Below are 17546 nucleotides of genomic sequence, written 5' to 3'. Positions count from 1 at the left end.
TCCTGACTGAGGACGAGGGTACGACACACGGCCACGGATCAACCGCGGCGCTCCTGCTTCTGTTTGTCCTCGACGCAGAGCGTGGCGCGTGGGAACGCCTGCATCCGCGCCTTGCCGATCGGATTGCCGCAGACCTCGCACAGTCCGTACGTCCCGGCGTCGAGCCTGGCCAGGGCCCGCTCGGTCTGGTCCAGCATCTCCTGGGCGTTGGCGGCGAGCGACATCTCGTGCTCGCGAGTGATGTTCTTGGTGCCGGTGTCCGCCTCGTCGTCACCCGCCCCGTCGCCGGAGTCGCGCATCAGCCCGGCGAGTGCGGCACTCGCGGCCTCCAGCTCACTGCGCAGCCGCATGATCTCGCTGCTCAGCACGGCCCGTGCCTCTTCGACCTCTTCCAACGTCCAGGGGTCCTCACCCGGCCGGACCGCCAGCTCGCCGGGGACTGTCGTGGCGACTCCCCGGGCCGGGGGCACGGGCGCCGCACCCTTGCCGGCCGTGCGGGTCCGGGCCGCGCTCTTCTTGGCTACCACCGTGTGGGCTCCCGTCTGCTCGGCGGCCTCGGCCGCCACCGTGGCCGCCGCAGCGGCTTTCTTCGAAGCCTTCTTGGCCGCGCTCTTCTTCGCAGGTGCCTTCTTGGCCTGCGCCGCGTGCTCGACGGGCGCCGCCCGCTTCCGGGCTGCGGTCTTCTTCGCAGCCGCCTTCTTCACGGCCGCCGCCGTCGGGCCGGCCTCGGGGACGGGCTCCGCATCCGCCTGCGAACCGCCCTGCGCACCCGCCTCTCCGCTCGTCCTCCCGGCCGCCGCACCCGTGGATCTCGCTGACGCCGACTTCTTTGCGGCGGTCTTCTTCGCCACCATGGCCGCGGCCCCTTCACATATTGTGATCTTGCACGCGAATCGTGCTGGGACGATAAATCGACCCCAGCCCCGCGGCAACGGGGCACGCCGCCGAATCGCCCCTCCCCGTGTCCGGATACCGACGCGCCTGAATCCGTTGTGCCCAGCTCCCCGCCGGGTAATCCGCCTCCCGGCCCCCCACCCGGACTCCGTACGTCCGCGTCTGCCCATTCGGGTCACGCCCCGCCGCACGGGTTAAACCGGTCGGCCGTCGCCCGTACGGGCCCGTACACTGGCCTCAGCGAGAGGCGTGGATGGGACGAGTAGCGTCGTACGCAGCCAGGAGCGACCCGGGGACGGTGCGAGCCCGGGGGCGAGCGCGTCGTGAAGATCACCCGGAGCCGTCGGAAGAAAGCCGCAAGGCGAGTAGAACCGGCATCGCGACCCCAATGAGGGGGTCACGGGTGCATACCCGGGGCCAAGGAGGGTGGTACCGCGGGAGTCGATGAGGCTCTCGTCCCTCCGACGGAAGTGGAAAACGTCCGCCGGAGGAAGTCCGCCCATGACATCGCCGCAGTACCACCAGGTACCCGCCCAGGTCGACCTGCCCGCGCTGGAGCACGCCGTGCTCGATTTCTGGCGCGAGAGCAAGGTCTTCGCCAAGAGCCTCGAACAGTCCGAGGGCCGCCCCGAGTGGGTCTTCTACGAGGGCCCGCCCACCGCCAACGGTATGCCCGGCGCCCACCACATCGAGGCCCGCGTCTTCAAGGACGTCTTCCCCCGCTTCCGCACCATGCAGGGCTACCACGTCGGCCGCAAGGCCGGCTGGGACTGCCACGGACTGCCGGTCGAGCTCGCGGTCGAGAAGGAGCTGGGCTTCAACGGCAAGAAGGACATCGAGGCGTACGGCATCGCCGAGTTCAACGCCAGGTGCCGCGAGTCCGTGACCCGTCACACCGACGCGTTCACCGAGCTCACGACCCGGATGGGCTACTGGGTCGACCTCGACGACGCCTATCGCACGATGGACCCCGAGTACGTCGAGTCGGTGTGGTGGTCGCTGAAGGAGATCTTCAACAAGGGCCTGCTGGTCCAGGACCACCGCGTCGCCCCCTGGTGCCCCCGCTGCGGCACCGGCCTCTCGGACCACGAGCTGGCGCAGGGTTACGAGACCGTGGTCGACCCGTCGGTCTTCGTACGCTTCCCGCTCACCTCCGGCCCGCTGGCCGGCGATGCCTCGCTCCTCGTCTGGACGACCACCCCCTGGACCCTGGTCTCCAACACCGCCGTCGCCGCGCACCCCGACGTCACCTACGTCGTCGCGACCAACGGCGAGGAGAAGCTCGTCGTCGCGCAGCCGCTCGTCGAGAAGGCGCTGGGCGAGGGCTGGGAGACCACCGGTCAGACCTTCACCGGCCGCGAGATGGAGCGCTGGACGTACGAGCGGCCGTTCACCCTCGTGGACTTCCCGGCCGAGGCGCATTACATCGTCAACGCCGAGTACGTGACGACCGAGGACGGTACGGGTCTGGTCCACCAGTCCCCCGCCTTCGGCGCCGACGACCTCGTCGTCTGCAAGGCGTACGGCCTCCCGGTCGTGAACCCGGTCCGCCCCGACGGCACCTTCGAGGAGGACCTGCCGCTGGTCGGCGGCGTCTTCTTCAAGAAGGCCGACGAGGCGCTCACCGAGGACCTGGCCTCCCGCGGCAAGCTCTTCCGGCACGTCCCGTACGAGCACAGCTACCCGCACTGCTGGCGCTGCCACACCGCGCTGCTCTACTACGCGCAGCCGTCCTGGTACATCCGTACGACCGCCATCAAGGGCCGGCTCCTCGAAGAGAACGAGAAGACGAACTGGTTCCCGGACTCGGTCAAGCACGGCCGCTTCGGTGACTGGCTCAACAACAACGTCGACTGGGCACTGTCCCGCAACCGCTACTGGGGCACCCCGCTGCCGATCTGGCGCTGCGAGGACAGCCACCTCACCTGCGTCGGCTCGCGCGCCGAGCTGAGCGAGCTCACCGGCGCCGATCTCTCCGGTCTCGACCCGCACCGCCCGTTCATCGACGAGATCACGTTCACGTGCTCGCACGAGAACTGCCAGCTGGAGGCGTACCGCGTCCCCGAGGTCATCGACGCCTGGTACGACTCGGGCTCGATGCCGTTCGCGCAGTGGGGCTACCCGTACAGGAACAAGGAGATCTTCGAGAGCCGCTACCCGGCGCAGTTCATCTCGGAGGCCATCGACCAGACCCGTGGCTGGTTCTACACGCTGATGGCGGTCGGCACGCTGGTCTTCGACAAGTCGTCGTACGAGAACGTGGTCTGCCTGGGCCACATCCTCGCCGAGGACGGCCGCAAGATGTCCAAGCACCTCGGGAACATCCTGCAGCCGATCCCCCTCATGGATCAGCACGGCGCGGACGCGGTGCGCTGGTTCATGGCGGCGGGCGGCTCCCCGTGGGCGGCGCGCCGCGTCGGCCACAACACGATCCAGGAGGTCGTCCGCAAGACCCTCCTGACGTACTGGAACACGGTCGCCTTCCAGGCCCTGTACGCCCGTACGTCGAACTGGGCGCCGACCGCGGCCGACCCCGCCCCCGCGGACCGCACGGTCCTGGACCGCTGGCTGCTGAGCGAGCTGAACGCGCTGGTGGACCAGGTCACGCAGGCTCTGGAGGGTTACGACACCCAGCGCGCCGGCAAGCTCCTGTCCGCGTTCGTCGACGATCTGTCCAACTGGTACGTACGCCGCTCGCGCCGCCGCTTCTGGCAGGGCGACAAGGCGGCCCTGCGCACCCTGCACGAGGTCATCGAAACGGTGACCCGGCTGATGGCCCCGCTCACCCCGTTCATCACCGAGCGGGTCTGGCAGGACCTGGTGGCTCCGGTCACCCCGGACGCCCCCGAGTCGGTCCACCTCTCCACCTGGCCCAAGGCGGACCTCGCGGCGATCGACCCGACGCTCTCCACCCAGATGGCGCTGGTGCGCCGCCTGGTCGAGCTGGGCCGGGCCACCCGTGCCGAGTCGGGAGTCAAGACCCGTCAGCCGCTGTCCAGGGCCCTGGTCGCGGCGGCGGGCTTCGAGTCCCTCTCCCCCGAGCTGCACGCCCAGATCACGGAGGAGCTGAACGTCTCCTCGCTGGCCTCCCTCTCCGAAGTCGGCGGTTCGCTGGTCGACACCACCGCGAAGGCGAACTTCCGTGCGCTCGGCAAGCGGTTCGGCAAGGGCGTCCAGGCGGTCGCCAAGGCCGTCGCGAACGCCGACGCGGCAGCCCTCTCGCTGGCCCTGCGCGAGGGCACGGCGTCGGTCGAGGTGGACGGCGAGACGGTCACTCTCTCCCCCGACGAGGTGATCATCACCGAGACGCCGCGCGAGGGCTGGTCGGTGGCGTCCGACTCGGGTGCGACGGTCGCCCTGGACCTGGAGATCACCCCGGAACTGCGACGCGCGGGCCTCGCCCGTGACGCGATCCGCCTCATCCAGGAGGCCCGCAAGAACAGCGGCCTGGACGTCGCGGACCGCATCGCCGTCCGCTGGACATCCACCTCCCCCGCCACGGTGGAAGCCCTGACCGAGCACGCGGCCCTGATCGCGGACGAGGTTCTGGCGCTGGACTACGCCCAGGGCGAGGCGGACGAGGCATACGGCGCCCCGTTCGAGGACGAGGGCCTGTCCCTGACGTTCCGCCTCCGCAAGACGGAGCAGTAGCCCAAGCCCATCGGAGGCCCGCCCGGAACAAGTGCTCCGGGCGGGCCTCCGGCGTTCTCCCCCACCCGCCCCTTCCCGTAACCGGGGGCTCCGCCCCCCAACTCCCGTTCCTCAATTGCCGGAGGGGCTTGATCGTGCCGGGCGCGACGTGAGATTCAGCCTCGTCGGCATTTGAGGCGTGGGGTCTGGGGCGGAGCCCCCGGTTCGGGAAGGGACGGGTCGAGGAACAGGCCCGCCGCACCCCCACCAACAGCAAAAGGGCCGGGCCCCGGGGAGAAAACCCCGGGGCCCGGCCCTCAGCCTGCCGACGGCTACGCGCTCACCGCGCGTACCCGGCTCAGTTGTCGTCCTCGTCGATCAGGAACCCGCGCATCGGCGAAGGAGCCTGCTGCATCGGCTGCGGCGCCTGCGGCCGCACCGGCGCCATCGGCTGGGTCATCGCCGGCGACATCTGCTGCTGGCCACCGTACGAGGGCCCACCGCTCATGGACGGGTTGCCGCCCATCTGCTGGTTGCCGTGACCGCCGTGGTTGCCGCCCATGGTGTGACCCATGGCACCCGCACCGGCCGGAGCCAGCGAGGGCGACGGCGGCAGCGAAGCGGTCGCCGGGGTCCGCGGCGGGGCCAGCGAGTCGTCGGCCTGGGTCTCCAGCTGACGCAGCTGGCTCTCCAGGTAGGACTTCAGCCGGGTCCGGTACTCGCGCTCGAAGCCACGCAGGTCCTCGACCTTGCGCTCCAGCGTCGCGCGGGCCGACTCCAGCGAGCCCATCGCCACGCGGTGCTTCTCCTGCGCGTCCCGCTCCAGCGCATCCGCCTTGGCACGCGCGTCCCGCTCCAGGCCCTCGGCACGGCTGCGCGCCTCACCGACGATCTTGTTGGCCTCGGAACGGGCCTCCGCGATCGCCTGGTCGGCGGTCTGCTGTGCGAGCGAGAGGACACGGGCAGCGCTGTCGCCACCGGGGCCCTGACCGGGCTGCTGCATCTGCGGCGGCTGCTGCATCTGCTGCATCTGCTGCTGCGGGGCGTGACCGCCCATGGGGCCGCCCATCGGGCCACCCATGGGACCGCCCTGCATCGGGCCGGGGCCGTGCGGGCCCTGCGGGCCGGGGCCGTGCTGGCCCTGGGGACCAGGACCGTGACCGCTGGGACCGGCGGGCAGCTGCGGAGCACCACCGGGCAGCTGGGGCGGACCCATCTGCGGGGGCTGCTGCTGGACCGGCGGACCCGATATGGCGGCGGGCACAGGTGCCCCGGGCCGGTCCTGCGGCTCCGGCTTACGCATCCCCTGCTGCTGGTTCTGCGCGGCGGCACGCGTGGCGGCGGCCAGCTTGGCGCGCAGGTCCTCGTTCTCACGGAGCAGGCGGGTCAGCTCGGACTCGACCTCGTCGAGGAAGGCATCGACCTCGTCCTCGTCATAGCCTTCTCGGAGACGGACGGTCGTGAACTGCTTGTTCCGCACGTCCTCGGGGGTCAGCGGCATCTCTTCTTCACCTCTACGTAGTCGTCGGCAGTCGGCAAGACCGTATCGCTCACAGCCTGATCACGATGCTGATCAGGATGTAGACGATGATCATCAGAACGAAGAAGGACAGGTCGAGTGCCACGCCCCCGAGACGCAGCGGCGGGATGAACCGCCGCAGAAGCTTGAGCGGTGGATCCGTGACAGTGTAGGTGGCCTCAAGTATGACCACCATCGGCTTGCCGGGCTGCCATGAACGTGCGAACTGGAAGACGTAGTCCATGACCAGCCGGAAGATCAGCACGATGAGGAAACACATCAACGCGATATAGACAACCTGCAGTGCGACGCCCATTTCGCGCTTCCCTCTCCCCTGACTCTCGTAGCTCCGGCCTTACGGCCGGGTCGTTCCCGGTGTCGTGTTCTCAGCTCTGGTTGAAGAATCCGCCCTCAGCAATGCGGGCCTTGTCCTCCGCCGTGACATCGACGTTAGCAGGCGACAACAGGAACACCTTCTGCGTCACGCGCTCAATGCTGCCATGGAGACCGAAGACGAGTCCTGCGGCAAAGTCGACAAGTCGCTTTGCGTCCGTATCGTCCATCTCCGTGAGATTCATGATCACCGGAGTGCCCTCACGGAAGTGTTCCCCGATGGTACGGGCCTCGTTGTAGGTCCTGGGGTGCAGCGTGGTGATGCGGTAGGGCTCCCGCTCGGACACAACCTTGGGCATGATCACCGGTGCGTTCTTCTCCATGTTCGGGCGTTCAGGTGTGATGGATGCCACGGGGGCGATTCGGGCGGGTCGCTCCCTCTCCGCCGGAATCTGAACCGGCTCCCGCTGCGCGGGAGGCTGCACCACTCGTACCGGTTCGCCCCTTTCCCGGTCCCGCTCCACCTGATGCGCGGGCTGGTGCCGCCGCCGGTCGCGCTCGGGCTCCGGCTCGGGTTCGAATTCGTCGTCGGGGTCGAACCCCGGACCGTCGTACCCATCGTCCTCCACGAGGCCGAGGTAGACCGCCATCTTGCGCATCGCGCCGGCCATGCTCTGAGTCCTCCGCTCTGTGGTGGATCGGCATCTGTCACCAAGTGCCCCGCGATCCACTGAGGCCTGCCCGCCAAAGGCGGGAATGACCATATTTTCTGCTGTGGTCCGACTTGCTTGGCGACGTTACCCGAGCCTCGGTCGGACTCCGAGTACCGCCGTACCGACGCGCACATGTGTCGCTCCGGCCGCAACCGCTTCCTCGAGGTCCGAGCTCATCCCTGCAGAGACCATGTTCGCAGCCGGATGGTTCCCGCGCAGGCGGGATGAGAATTCCATCAGCCGGTCGAAGGCGGCGCGTTGCCGTCCCGCGTACGGTCCGGCGAGCGGCGCGACGGTCATCAGACCACCGAGCCGCAGTCCGGGCGCGGCTTCGACCGCGGCGGCCAACTCCTCGATCCCGTCCGACGCGACGCCGCCCCGGTCGCCCCGCTCGCCGCTCTCCGCGTCGAGTGCGACCTGGATGAGGCAGCCGAGTTCACGCCCCTCACGCACGGCCGCCGACGAGAGAGCCGTGACCAGTTTGATCCGATCTACCGACTGCACGACATCGGCATAACTAGCTACAGAACGAACCTTGTTCGTCTGCAATTGACCGACAAAGTGCCATGTGAGCGACAGATCCGCACATTCGGCTGCCTTGGGTGCCGCGTCCTGGTCACGATTCTCTGCGACATGACGCACACCGAGTTCATGCAGAATCCGCACATCGCTCGCGGGGTAGGTCTTGGTGACCACGATGAGGGTCACTTCTTCCGGTTTGCGGCCGGCGGCGATACAGGCGGAAGCAATGCGTTCCTGCACCCGTGCCAGATTTTCGGCGAGTTGAGTCTTACGGTCCGTCATGCCCTATCAGTCCAACCAGACATATCCGGCGAGCCGCCCGGTGGTGCGGTCGCGGCGGTACGAGAAGTGGTCGCCCGATTCGAGGGTGCAGACCGCAGATGCCTGCCGGTCCCGGACCCCGAGGGCTTCGAGCTGGGCGTGGACCCCGGCGGTGACATCCACAGCCGGGGTGCCCCAGCTGGTCTCGGACCATGAGGCCGGGACACTCTCTGCGACCTCTGCACGCATCCGGGACGGGACTTCGTAGCACCGTCCGCAGACCGCCGGTCCGGTGCGGGCGATGATCCGGGAAGGCTCGGCGCCGAGCCCGATCATGGCCTCGACCGCGGCGGGGACGACTCCGGCGACCAGACCGGGACGGCCCGCGTGCGCTGCCGCCGCGATCCCGGCGACCGGGTCGGCGAGCAGTACGGGGGTGCAGTCGGCGGTGAGCACGGCGAGCGGGAGTCCGCGCCGTGCGGTCACCACCGCGTCCACCGCGGGGATTTCCGAAGCGTCTCCCCACGGGCCGTCGACGACCGCGACATCCCGCCCGTGCACCTGGTTCATCCAGACGACCTGCGCCGGGTCCAGACCGAGGGCCCGCGCGGCGCGCTCCCGATTGGCCAGAACGGCGGCGGGGTCGTCTCCGACCGCGCCGCCGAGGTTGAGCTCCTCGTACGGAGCGGCGCTCACCCCGCCCCACCTGTCGGTGAAGGCGAAGTGCGCGCGACCCCCCGAGGGTACTGAAGACACTGCGGGCACTGCGTGGTGCGGACCTATCACTTCAAGAAGTCCGGAACATCCAGCTCTTCGGCCTGGGAATCCTGGTAGGGACGGGCCGGCGGGATGTGCGGCGGAGCGACCGGCGGCAGATGGCTCTCGCCGACCGCCGAAACGGGCTCGGCCTGGACCGGGGGCTCCTCCCGCGTGGGCACGGAGCCCAGTCCGCCGGTCTGGCGCACGGGCTCGGCACTGCGGACCGGCGGGGCCGGCTCCTCACGCTTGGTGGCGTTCGCGCCCAGGACGTTCTCGCGACGGGCCGGCGGCTGTCCGCCATCGAAGCCCGCTGCGATCACAGTGACGCGTACTTCGTCGCCCAGTGCGTCATCGATGACCGCACCGAAGATGATGTTCGCCTCGGGGTGCGCCGCCTCGCTCACCAGCTGGGCCGCCTCGTTGATCTCGAAGAGACCGAGGTCGCTGCCGCCGGAGATGGAGAGCAGGACACCGCGGGCGCCGTCGATGGACGCCTCCAGGAGCGGCGAGGAGATCGCCATCTCCGCGGCGGCCACCGCGCGGTCGTCGCCGCGGGCGGAACCGATGCCCATGAGTGCCGATCCGGCCTCGGACATGACCGACTTGACGTCGGCGAAGTCGAGGTTGATCAGACCCGGGGTCGTGATGAGGTCGGTGATGCCCTGGACACCCGAGAGCAGTACCTGGTCGGCCGACTTGAACGCGTCGAGCACGCTGACCTGACGGTCCGAGATGGACAGCAGTCGGTCATTGGGAATGACGATGAGGGTGTCGACCTCTTCGCGGAGCTCGGCGATGCCGTCCTCCGCCTGGTTCGCGCGTCGACGGCCCTCGAAGGTGAACGGGCGGGTGACCACGCCGATCGTCAGGGCGCCGAGCGAGCGCGCGATGTTGGCCACGACGGGTGCGCCGCCGGTGCCGGTGCCGCCACCCTCTCCGGCGGTGACGAAGACCATGTCGGCCCCCTTGAGGACCTCCTCGATCTCCTCACGGTGGTCCTCTGCCGCCTTGCGACCGACGGCCGGGTTGGCCCCGGCGCCGAGGCCGCGGGTGAGTTCGCGGCCGACGTCGAGCTTGACGTCGGCGTCGCTCATCAACAGGGCTTGCGCATCAGTGTTGATCGCGATGAACTCGACGCCCTTGAGACCGACCTCGATCATTCGGTTGATGGCATTGACACCACCGCCGCCGACACCGATGACCTTGATGACTGCGAGGTAGTTCTGCGGTGCTGCCACGTCGAAGGCCTCTCGCCTCGAGTTACGTGTCGTCGCTTTGCGGTAGTACCGCCGCGACGACGGATGCCGATTGGGGCGGTCCGAAACGCCGACCCAAACCCTAACGTTGAAGTTTAGGGTTACCAGTGTGTCTGCTTCATGGACTCTTCCGAACAGGACACTAAGTCGACAAGTGGCGCACGTTCAACGAACACGCCGAACCTCCCGTTTTTCTTTTCACCCTATGTGATCACCCGTAGCGCTGACCAACCAGGGTGCTGGCCAGGCCAAATGTGCGTCAACTGCCCGATGCCGCAGGGGCGGTGGGTGCACTCACGTCGAAGTGTCCCGCTTTGGGCGCGACTTTCATGAGAGCGGTGAGGACTCTTGCCTTCACCGGACCTTCTTCACCGCTGCCCCAGACCACCGTGCGACCCCGGGTGAGTTCCAGAGAGATCGAGTCGTACGAGGTGACCCGTACGACCTTGGTGTCCTTGGCGACACCGGCCGGAAGTTCACCCGCGACCCGGACCGCTTCCCGCACCAGCCGGGCGCTGCCGAAGCGGCGCAGACTCGCGGACTGACCAGGCGTCAATTCCAGCAGCGGTACATGTCCGGGCGACTTGTCCACCGTTGCGAAGCGCACGCCTTTCGCGTCCACTTCAATGAACTTTGCACCCTTTTTCACCAGCAGGACCGGCTGTCGTTCGATCACCTTAAGTCCGATTCCGTGCGGCCATGACCGTACGACATCCACCGAGTCGATACGAGGCAACTTCCGGCGCAACCGGTCGGCGACGGCGTCGGTGTCCACGGAGATCAGCGGAGCCCCGATCGGTACCGCCGCCGCGGCTTCCACCTCGGCCGGTGTCAGTACGTCGACACCGGTGGTCCTGACCTGTTCGGCCCGGAGCCAGGAGGAGCCGTAGAGCGCCCAGACTGCGCCGGAGGCGAGCAGCAGCACGAGCACACCGATCACGATCAGCTGTCTGCGGCTGGGCGGTCTGCGCCCTTCGGTGCGCGGACGCGGCGGGCGGGCCGGGGAGTTCTCCTGCTGCGCTGCACCGCGCTGGGCGGTCGTCGGTCCGGCCACGCTCGCTCCTTACGCCGGGTCCGGGGGCCACCGCTCCCGGACCCGTCCGCCTCACGCGCCTCGGCGTGCGGCAATCGCCTCGTACACCATGCCGACGAGCAGGTCGTCGGCGTCCCGGCGGCCGAACTCGGCGGCGGCGCGGGACATCTCGTACAGCCGGTGCGGATCCGCAAGCACCGGAAGGACGTTGCCCTGCACCCACTCGGGGGTCAGCGCCGCGTCGTCCACCAGCAGACCGCCGCCGGCGTTGACCACCGGCTGGGCATTGAGCCGCTGTTCGCCGTTGCCGATGGGCAGCGGTACGTAGGCGGCGGGGAGCCCGACGGCGGAGAGTTCGGCGACGGTCATCGCACCCGCGCGGCAGAGCATCATGTCAGCCGCCGCGTACGCGAGATCCATCCGGTCCACGTACGGTACCGGGATGTAGGGCGGCATCCCGGGCATGTTGTCGACGCGCGGCAATTCGTTCTTCGGGCCGACCACGTGCAGGATCTGGATCCCGGAGCGCTGCAGCAGCGGGGCGACCCGCTGGACCACTTCGTTGAGGTGGCGGGCGCCCTGCGAGCCGCCGGAGACCAGCAGCGTCGGCAGGTTGGGATCGAGACCGAAGGCGGCACGCGCCTCGGGGCGGACCCGGGCCCGGTCCAGGGTGGCGATGGTCCGGCGGAGCGGGATGCCGATGTAGCGGGCACCACGCAGCTTGCTGTCGGGGGTGGAGACGGCCACCCCATGGGCGTACCGCGAGCCGATCTTGTTGGCCAGGCCCGGCCGGGCGTTGGCCTCGTGGACGACGATCGGCACACCGGCCCGCTTGGCGGCGAGATAGCCGGGCAGGGCGACGTAGCCGCCGAAGCCGACCACGCAGTCCGCCTTGGTGCGTTCCAGGACCTGCTCGGCGGCCTTGATGGTGCCGCGCAGCCGTCCCGGGACGGTGATCAGTTCCGGGGTGGGCTTGCGCGGCAGCGGCACGGCCGGGATCAGGGCGAGCTCGTACCCCCGCTCGGGTACGAGCCTGGTCTCGAGTCCGCGCTCCGTGCCGAGGGCAGTGATTCCCACGGTCGGGTCCTGCCTGCGCAGGGCGTCCGCGAGGGCAAGCGCGGGCTCGATGTGGCCGGCGGTCCCCCCACCGGCGAGTACGACATGCACCGAAATTCACCGCTCTCCGGACGGACGCTTCTTGACGCGCCGTCTCATCGTCTTCCATCTCACCCCGGGCCTCCGCATGGCCAGGGCCGCCTTCGCCGCGGGATCCTCTCGCGCGAACGCGATCAGCAGCCCGACGGCGAACATGGTCGGCAGCAGGGCCGATCCTCCGTAGGAGAACAGCGGGAGCGGGACACCGGCGATCGGCAGCAGGCCGAGCACCGCACCAATGTTGATCACGGCCTGCACCGTGATCCAGGTGGTCACACCTCCCGCGGCGTACCTCACGAAGGGGTCCTCCGTGCGTCCGGCCACGCGGATACCCGCATAGCCTAGAGCCGCGAAGAGGGCGAGTACCGACAGCGTCCCCGCCAACCCCAGTTCCTCCCCGGTGATGGCGAAGATGAAGTCGGTGTGCGGTTCGGGCAGTTGGCCCCATTTTTCCACACTTGCACCGAGCCCGGAACCGAACCATCCACCGGACGCCAGAGCATAGATGCCGTGCACGGCCTGCCAGCAGGAGTCCCCCGGGCCGGGTTCGCTGGCGCCGATGCAGGCGAGCCTGGACATCCGGTTCGGGCTGGTCTTGATCAGTACGAAGGCGATCAGTCCGGCGAAGGCGAGCACCCCGGCGAAGAGCCGGGTGGGTGCCCCGGCCAGCCAGAGCAGCCCGAACAGGATCGCCGTGAGAATGATCGCAGTGCCCATGTCGCCACCGAGCATGATCAGCCCGAGGAGCATGAAGGCGACCGGGACGAGCGGAACGAGCATGTGCTTCCACTGCGTGAGCAGCCGTTTGTCCTGTTTACGGGCGAGCAGGTCCGCGCCCCACAGGACCAGGGCGAGCTTCCCGAACTCGCTGGGCTGGAGCTGGAAGGGGCCGCCCAGATAGAGCCAGTTCCGGTTGCCGTTGACCGACATCCCTATCCCCGGCACCTGGACCAGCACCATCAGGAAGACGGTTCCCATGAGCAGCGGATATGCGAACGCCCGGTGCAGTCTGGCGGGCATCCGGGCAGCGAGCGCCATCAGTCCGGCGCCGATGACGGCGGCGAGGAACTGTTTGCGGAAGAAGTAGGTGCCGGGTTTGTCCAGCTCCAGAGCCTTGATCATCGAGGCGGAGTAGACCATCACCAGGCCGAGCACGGTAATCAGCAGGCCGGCGCCCAGGATCAGGTAGTACGCGGTCAGAGGGCGGTCCCAGGCCCGGCGTGCCTGCTCGTACATCCGCCGCACACCGCCGCGGGGGGACCGGGGGCCGCCGGAACGCCCCTTGGAGCGTGGCGCCGAGGGGCGCCGGGAGCCGGCGACCGACCGGACCCGCAGGGCGGGGCCGAGGGGCGCCGGGGAGCCCGCACCCACGAGCAGGGGCGGGGCGAGCGCCCGGCTGATCGCCGCGGTGGCCCGTGAGCGGTCCCCACGGGGCGCGGCGGAGCTCTCTTCGGCCGGCATTGTCGCTGTCCCCTCCACTGCTCGTGCCCGGGGCTGCTGCCGAGGGCCGGGGCCCGTGGCGCGGCCGCCCCATCCGGTCGTCCGGGACAGTACGGCGCGGGGGCCGGGCCCGTCAGTCGCTCTCGGCGGCGAGTGCGCGCACCGCGTCCGCGAACGCCTCGCCCCGCTTGTTGTAATTGACGAACATATCCATCGAGGCGCAGGCCGGGGCCATCAGTACGGTGTCCCCCGGACGGGCGAGCCGTGCCGCCTCGCGGACCGCCTCGGACATCGCCCCAGTGTCGGTCCGGTCGAGGTCGACCACCGGGACCTCGGGGGCGTGTCGCGCGAGGGCTTCGCGGATCAGGGCCCGGTCGCGGCCGATCAGTACGACGCCCCGCAGCCGCCCGGCTGCCCCGGTCACCAGCTCGTCGAAGGTGGCTCCCTTGGCGAGGCCGCCGGCGATCCAGACGATCGGGTCGTAGGCCGCGAGGGAGGCCTCGGCAGCATGGGTGTTGGTGGCCTTGGAATCGTCGATGTACGCGACCCCGGCGACGTCCGCGACATGCTCGATGCGGTGCGGGTCGGGGCGGAAGGCCCGCAGTCCGTCCCGTACGGCCGCGGGCTCGACACCGAAGGCGCGGGCCAGGGCCGCGGCCGCCAGGGCGTTGGCGATGTTGTGCGGGGCCGACGGGTTGACGTCGGTTACCTCGGCGAGCTCCTGGGCCTGCTTCTGCCGGTTGGCCACGAAGGCGCGGTCGACGAGGATGCCGTCGACGACGCCCAGCTGGGACGGGCCCGGTGCGGCCAGAGTGAAGCCGATGGCGCGGCAGCCCTCTTCGACGTCGGCCTCGCGGACGAGGTCCTCGGTCGCCTTCTCGGCCGCGTTGTAGACGCAGGCGATGCGGTTGCCCTCGTAGATCCGGCCCTTGTCCGCGACATACGCCTCCATGGAGCCGTGCCAGTCGAGGTGGTCGGGGGCCAGGTTGAGGACTGCCGCGGAGTGGGCGCGCAGCGAGGGCGCCCAGTGCAGCTGGTAGCTGGACAGTTCGACGGCGAGTACGTCGTACTCCTCGTCGCCGAGGACGGCGTCGAGGAGGGAGACGCCGATGTTGCCGACGGCGGCGGTGCGCAGCCCGGCCGCCTCCAGGATCGAGGCGAGCATCCGTACGGTCGTGGTCTTGCCGTTGGTGCCGGTGACCGCGAGCCAGGGTGCTGGTTCTCTGCCGTCCCGACCGCGCAGCCGCCAGGCGAGTTCGACGTCGCCCCAGACCGGGACGCCCGCCTCGGCGGCTGCGGTGAAGAGCGGCTTGTCGGGCTTCCAGCCGGGGGTGGTGACGATGAGCTCGGTGGACTCGGGCAGGGTCGCCCCGTCGCCGAGGCGCACGGTGATGCCCTGCGCCTCCAGCTCCGCGGCCTGCGCACGGGAATGCTCGTCGTCCCCGTCGTTGACCACCGTGACGACGGCCCCGAGGCCGTGCAGCACCTTGGCCGCAGGGATTCCGGAGACTCCGAGTCCCGCGACGGTGACGCGCTTGCCCTGCCAGTCCTGGTTGCTCACTTCTCGGCTGCCCATCCTGCGTAGAAGAGACCGAGTCCGACGATCACGCACATGCCCTGGATGATCCAGAAGCGGACCACGACAAGGACTTCGGACCACCCCTTGAGTTCGAAGTGGTGCTGGAGCGGCGCCATCCGGAAGACCCGCTTACCGGTCATCTTGAAGGAGCCGACCTGGATGACCACGGACATGGTGATCATCACGAAGAGGCCGCCGAGGATGGCCATCAGGAACTCCGTGCGGGAGCAGATCGCCAGGCCGGCGAGCGCGCCGCCGAGAGCGAGCGAGCCGGTGTCACCCATGAAGATCTTGGCGGGCGAGGTGTTCCACCACAGGAAGCCGAAGCAGGCACCCATCAGGGCGGAGGCGACGACGGCCAGGTCCAGCGGATCTCGTACCTGGAAGCAGGCGTTGGGGTTGGTCAGGGTGTCCGCGTTGGCGCAGGACTCCTGGAACTGCCACAGCCCGATGAAGGTGTACGCGCCGAAGACCATCACCGACGCACCGGTGGCCAGGCCGTCCAGGCCGTCCGTCAGGTTCACGCCGTTGGACATGGCGAGGATCATGAACAGGGCCCAGACGACGAACAGCACCGGGCCGATCGACCAGCCGAAGTCCGCGACGAACGACAGCCGGTCGGAGGCCGGGGTGTTGCCGCGGGAGTCGGCGAACTGGAGCGAGAGCACCGCGAAGGCGATACCGACGATCAGCTGGCCGGCCATCTTCGCCTTGGCCCGCAGGCCGAGCGAACGCTGCTTGACGATCTTGATGTAGTCGTCGAGGAAGCCGACGAGACCCATGCCGGTCATCAGGAAGAGCACCAGCACACCGGAGTAGCGCATCTCCTCGCCGGTGATCACCTTCGCCAGGACGTACGCGATGATCGTCGCCAGGATGAAGGCAATACCGCCCATGGTGGGCGTGCCCTTCTTGGAGCCGTGGGTGCGCGGGCCGTCGTCCCGGATGAACTGCCCGTATCCCTTGCGGGCGAGCAGCTTGATCAGCAGCGGAGTTCCGACCAGGGTCAGGAAGAGCCCGATGGCCCCCGCGAAGAGGATCTGCCTCATCGGCCGGCGACCTCGCCCTCGGTCGAGTTCTCCAGCAGTGCCTGGGCGACCTTCTCCAGGCCGGCCGACCGGGACGCCTTCACCAGCACGACGTCTCCCGAGCGCAGTTCACTGCGCAACAGGTCGACGGCAGCCTGTGCGTCGGACACATGCACCGACTCCTCACCCCACGAACCCTCGTTGTATGCGCCCAGTTGCAGCCAGGAGGCTTCTCTGCCCCCGACCGCGACGAGCTTGCTGACGTTGAGCCGGACGGCGAGCCGCCCGACCGCGTCGTGCTCGGCGAGCGAGGCGTCGCCGAGCTCGGCCATGGGGCCGAGCACCGCCCACGTACGCCGGCCCTTCCCCATGGCGGCCAGCGCGCGCAGCGCTGCTCTCATGGATTCGGGGTTCGCGTTGTAGGCGTCATTGACGAACGTCACGCCGTCCGGACGCTCGGTGACCTCCATGCGCCAGCGGGAGAGGGTGCCCGCCTCGGAGAGCCCTTCGGCGATCTCGTCTGCGGACAGGCCCAACTCATGGGCGACGGCGGCCGCGGCGAGCGCGTTCGACACGTGGTGCTCACCGTACAGGCGCATGGTCACGTCGCTGCACCCGGTGGGTGTGTGGAGCTTGAAAGCGGGGCGCCCGTCGTCGGTGAGACGGACATTCTCTCCCCGTACGTCCGCATCCGCGGCTTCACCGAAGAGCAGCACCCGGGCTTTCGTACGGGAGGTCATGGCGCGCACGAGCGGGTCGTCGGCGTTGAGTACGGCGAGGCCGTCCTCGGGCAGGGCCTCGACCATCTCGCCCTTCGCCTTGGCGATCTGCTCGCGGCCGCCGAACTCGCCGATGTGGGCCGTGCCGACGTTGAGGACGAGGCCGATCCGGGGCGGGACGAGGCCGGCGAGGTAACAGATGTCACCGATGTAACGTGCACCCATTTCGAGGACGAGGTGCTGGGTGTCCTCGGTGGCACGCAGTGCGGTGAGCGGCAGGCCGATCTCGTTGTTGAGGTTGCCCTCCGGGTAGACGGTGGGCCCCTTGCGTTCGAGGAGCTGGGCGATGAGGTCCTTGGTGGAGGTCTTGCCCGCGGAGCCGGTGAGGGCGACGACGGTGGTACCGAGGCGGCCGACAACGGCGCGGGCGAGCGCGCCGAGCGCGGCCACGACGTCGTCGACGACGATCGCCGGAACACCGACGGGGCGGGCGGCCAGCACGGCTGCCGCGCCCGCCTCGACGGCGCCCTGCGCGAAGTCGTGGCCGTCGACCCGCTCGCCGGCGAAGGCGACGAACAGGCTGCCTTGCTTCACCTCTCGGGAGTCCATGACGACAGGCCCGCTGACGGTCGCTGCCGGATCCGGTATGTCGTACGACTGCCCGCCGACGATTTCGACGATCTCGGCGAGGGAAAGGGCGATCAC

General features: G+C 69.2%; 14 protein-coding genes. 1 reads left to right on the top strand and 13 read right to left on the bottom strand.

Features of this window, described 5'->3' with window-relative positions; genetic code table 11:
* Positions 1-38: 38 nt before the first annotated feature.
* Positions 39-854, bottom strand: coding sequence for a TraR/DksA family transcriptional regulator (locus OG609_RS30175; protein ID WP_327275720.1), 816 nt, complete (start codon positions 852-854; stop codon positions 39-41).
* Between the two features lie 541 nt (positions 855-1395).
* Here OG609_RS30175 and ileS point away from each other — a divergent pair.
* On the top strand, positions 1396-4545 hold the full coding sequence (gene ileS, locus OG609_RS30170; RefSeq protein ID WP_327275719.1) for an isoleucine--tRNA ligase: 3150 nt from the start codon (positions 1396-1398) through the stop codon (positions 4543-4545).
* A gap of 337 nt (positions 4546-4882) precedes the next feature.
* On the opposite strand, the gene OG609_RS30165 is transcribed toward ileS, so the two are convergent.
* The 12 genes from OG609_RS30165 to OG609_RS30110 form a co-directional block, all read right to left on the bottom strand.
* Entirely contained in the window at positions 4883-6025 is a 1143-nt protein-coding gene (locus OG609_RS30165; RefSeq protein WP_266361984.1) for a DivIVA domain-containing protein, read from the bottom strand.
* A 49-nt stretch (positions 6026-6074) separates the two neighbouring features.
* The gene (locus tag OG609_RS30160; protein WP_072483208.1) at positions 6075-6359 is read right to left on the bottom strand and encodes a YggT family protein; all 285 of its coding nucleotides are present in this window, start codon (positions 6357-6359) and stop codon (positions 6075-6077) included.
* 70 nt (positions 6360-6429) lie between these two features.
* On the bottom strand, positions 6430-7047 hold the full coding sequence (locus OG609_RS30155; protein ID WP_327278232.1) for a cell division protein SepF: 618 nt from the start codon (positions 7045-7047) through the stop codon (positions 6430-6432).
* A 126-nt stretch (positions 7048-7173) separates the two neighbouring features.
* Entirely contained in the window at positions 7174-7893 is a 720-nt protein-coding gene (locus tag OG609_RS30150) for a YggS family pyridoxal phosphate-dependent enzyme (protein ID WP_327275718.1), read from the bottom strand.
* Positions 7894-7899: 6 nt separating this feature from the next.
* On the bottom strand, positions 7900-8658 hold the full coding sequence (gene pgeF, locus OG609_RS30145) for a peptidoglycan editing factor PgeF (RefSeq protein ID WP_385656151.1): 759 nt from the start codon (positions 8656-8658) through the stop codon (positions 7900-7902).
* The gene (gene ftsZ, locus OG609_RS30140) at positions 8655-9869 is read right to left on the bottom strand and encodes a cell division protein FtsZ (RefSeq protein WP_327275716.1); all 1215 of its coding nucleotides are present in this window, start codon (positions 9867-9869) and stop codon (positions 8655-8657) included. The genes pgeF and ftsZ overlap by 4 nt, the downstream gene beginning before the upstream one ends.
* A gap of 277 nt (positions 9870-10146) precedes the next feature.
* Positions 10147-10941, bottom strand: a complete 795-nt coding sequence (locus OG609_RS30135; protein ID WP_327275715.1) for a cell division protein FtsQ/DivIB — start codon at positions 10939-10941, stop codon at positions 10147-10149.
* A gap of 51 nt (positions 10942-10992) precedes the next feature.
* Entirely contained in the window at positions 10993-12087 is a 1095-nt protein-coding gene (gene murG / locus OG609_RS30130) for an undecaprenyldiphospho-muramoylpentapeptide beta-N-acetylglucosaminyltransferase (protein WP_326765088.1), read from the bottom strand.
* 6 nt (positions 12088-12093) lie between these two features.
* Positions 12094-13536 (bottom strand): putative lipid II flippase FtsW, encoded by a 1443-nt coding sequence (gene ftsW / locus OG609_RS30125; RefSeq protein ID WP_327275714.1) that lies wholly within the window; start codon positions 13534-13536, stop codon positions 12094-12096.
* A 112-nt stretch (positions 13537-13648) separates the two neighbouring features.
* Positions 13649-15076, bottom strand: a complete 1428-nt coding sequence (gene murD / locus OG609_RS30120; protein ID WP_327278231.1) for a UDP-N-acetylmuramoyl-L-alanine--D-glutamate ligase — start codon at positions 15074-15076, stop codon at positions 13649-13651.
* Positions 15073-16143, bottom strand: a complete 1071-nt coding sequence (gene mraY, locus OG609_RS30115; protein WP_327275713.1) for a phospho-N-acetylmuramoyl-pentapeptide-transferase — start codon at positions 16141-16143, stop codon at positions 15073-15075. The genes murD and mraY overlap by 4 nt, the downstream gene beginning before the upstream one ends.
* Positions 16140-17546, bottom strand: coding sequence for a UDP-N-acetylmuramoyl-tripeptide--D-alanyl-D-alanine ligase (locus OG609_RS30110; protein ID WP_327275712.1), 1407 nt, complete (start codon positions 17544-17546; stop codon positions 16140-16142). Before OG609_RS30110 ends, mraY begins: the two co-directional genes overlap by 4 nt.

This window comes from Streptomyces sp. NBC_01224 (assembly GCF_036002945.1).
In the GTDB taxonomy this organism is placed as follows: domain Bacteria; phylum Actinomycetota; class Actinomycetes; order Streptomycetales; family Streptomycetaceae; genus Streptomyces.
This window is presented reverse-complemented; position numbering and strand designations above follow the sequence as displayed.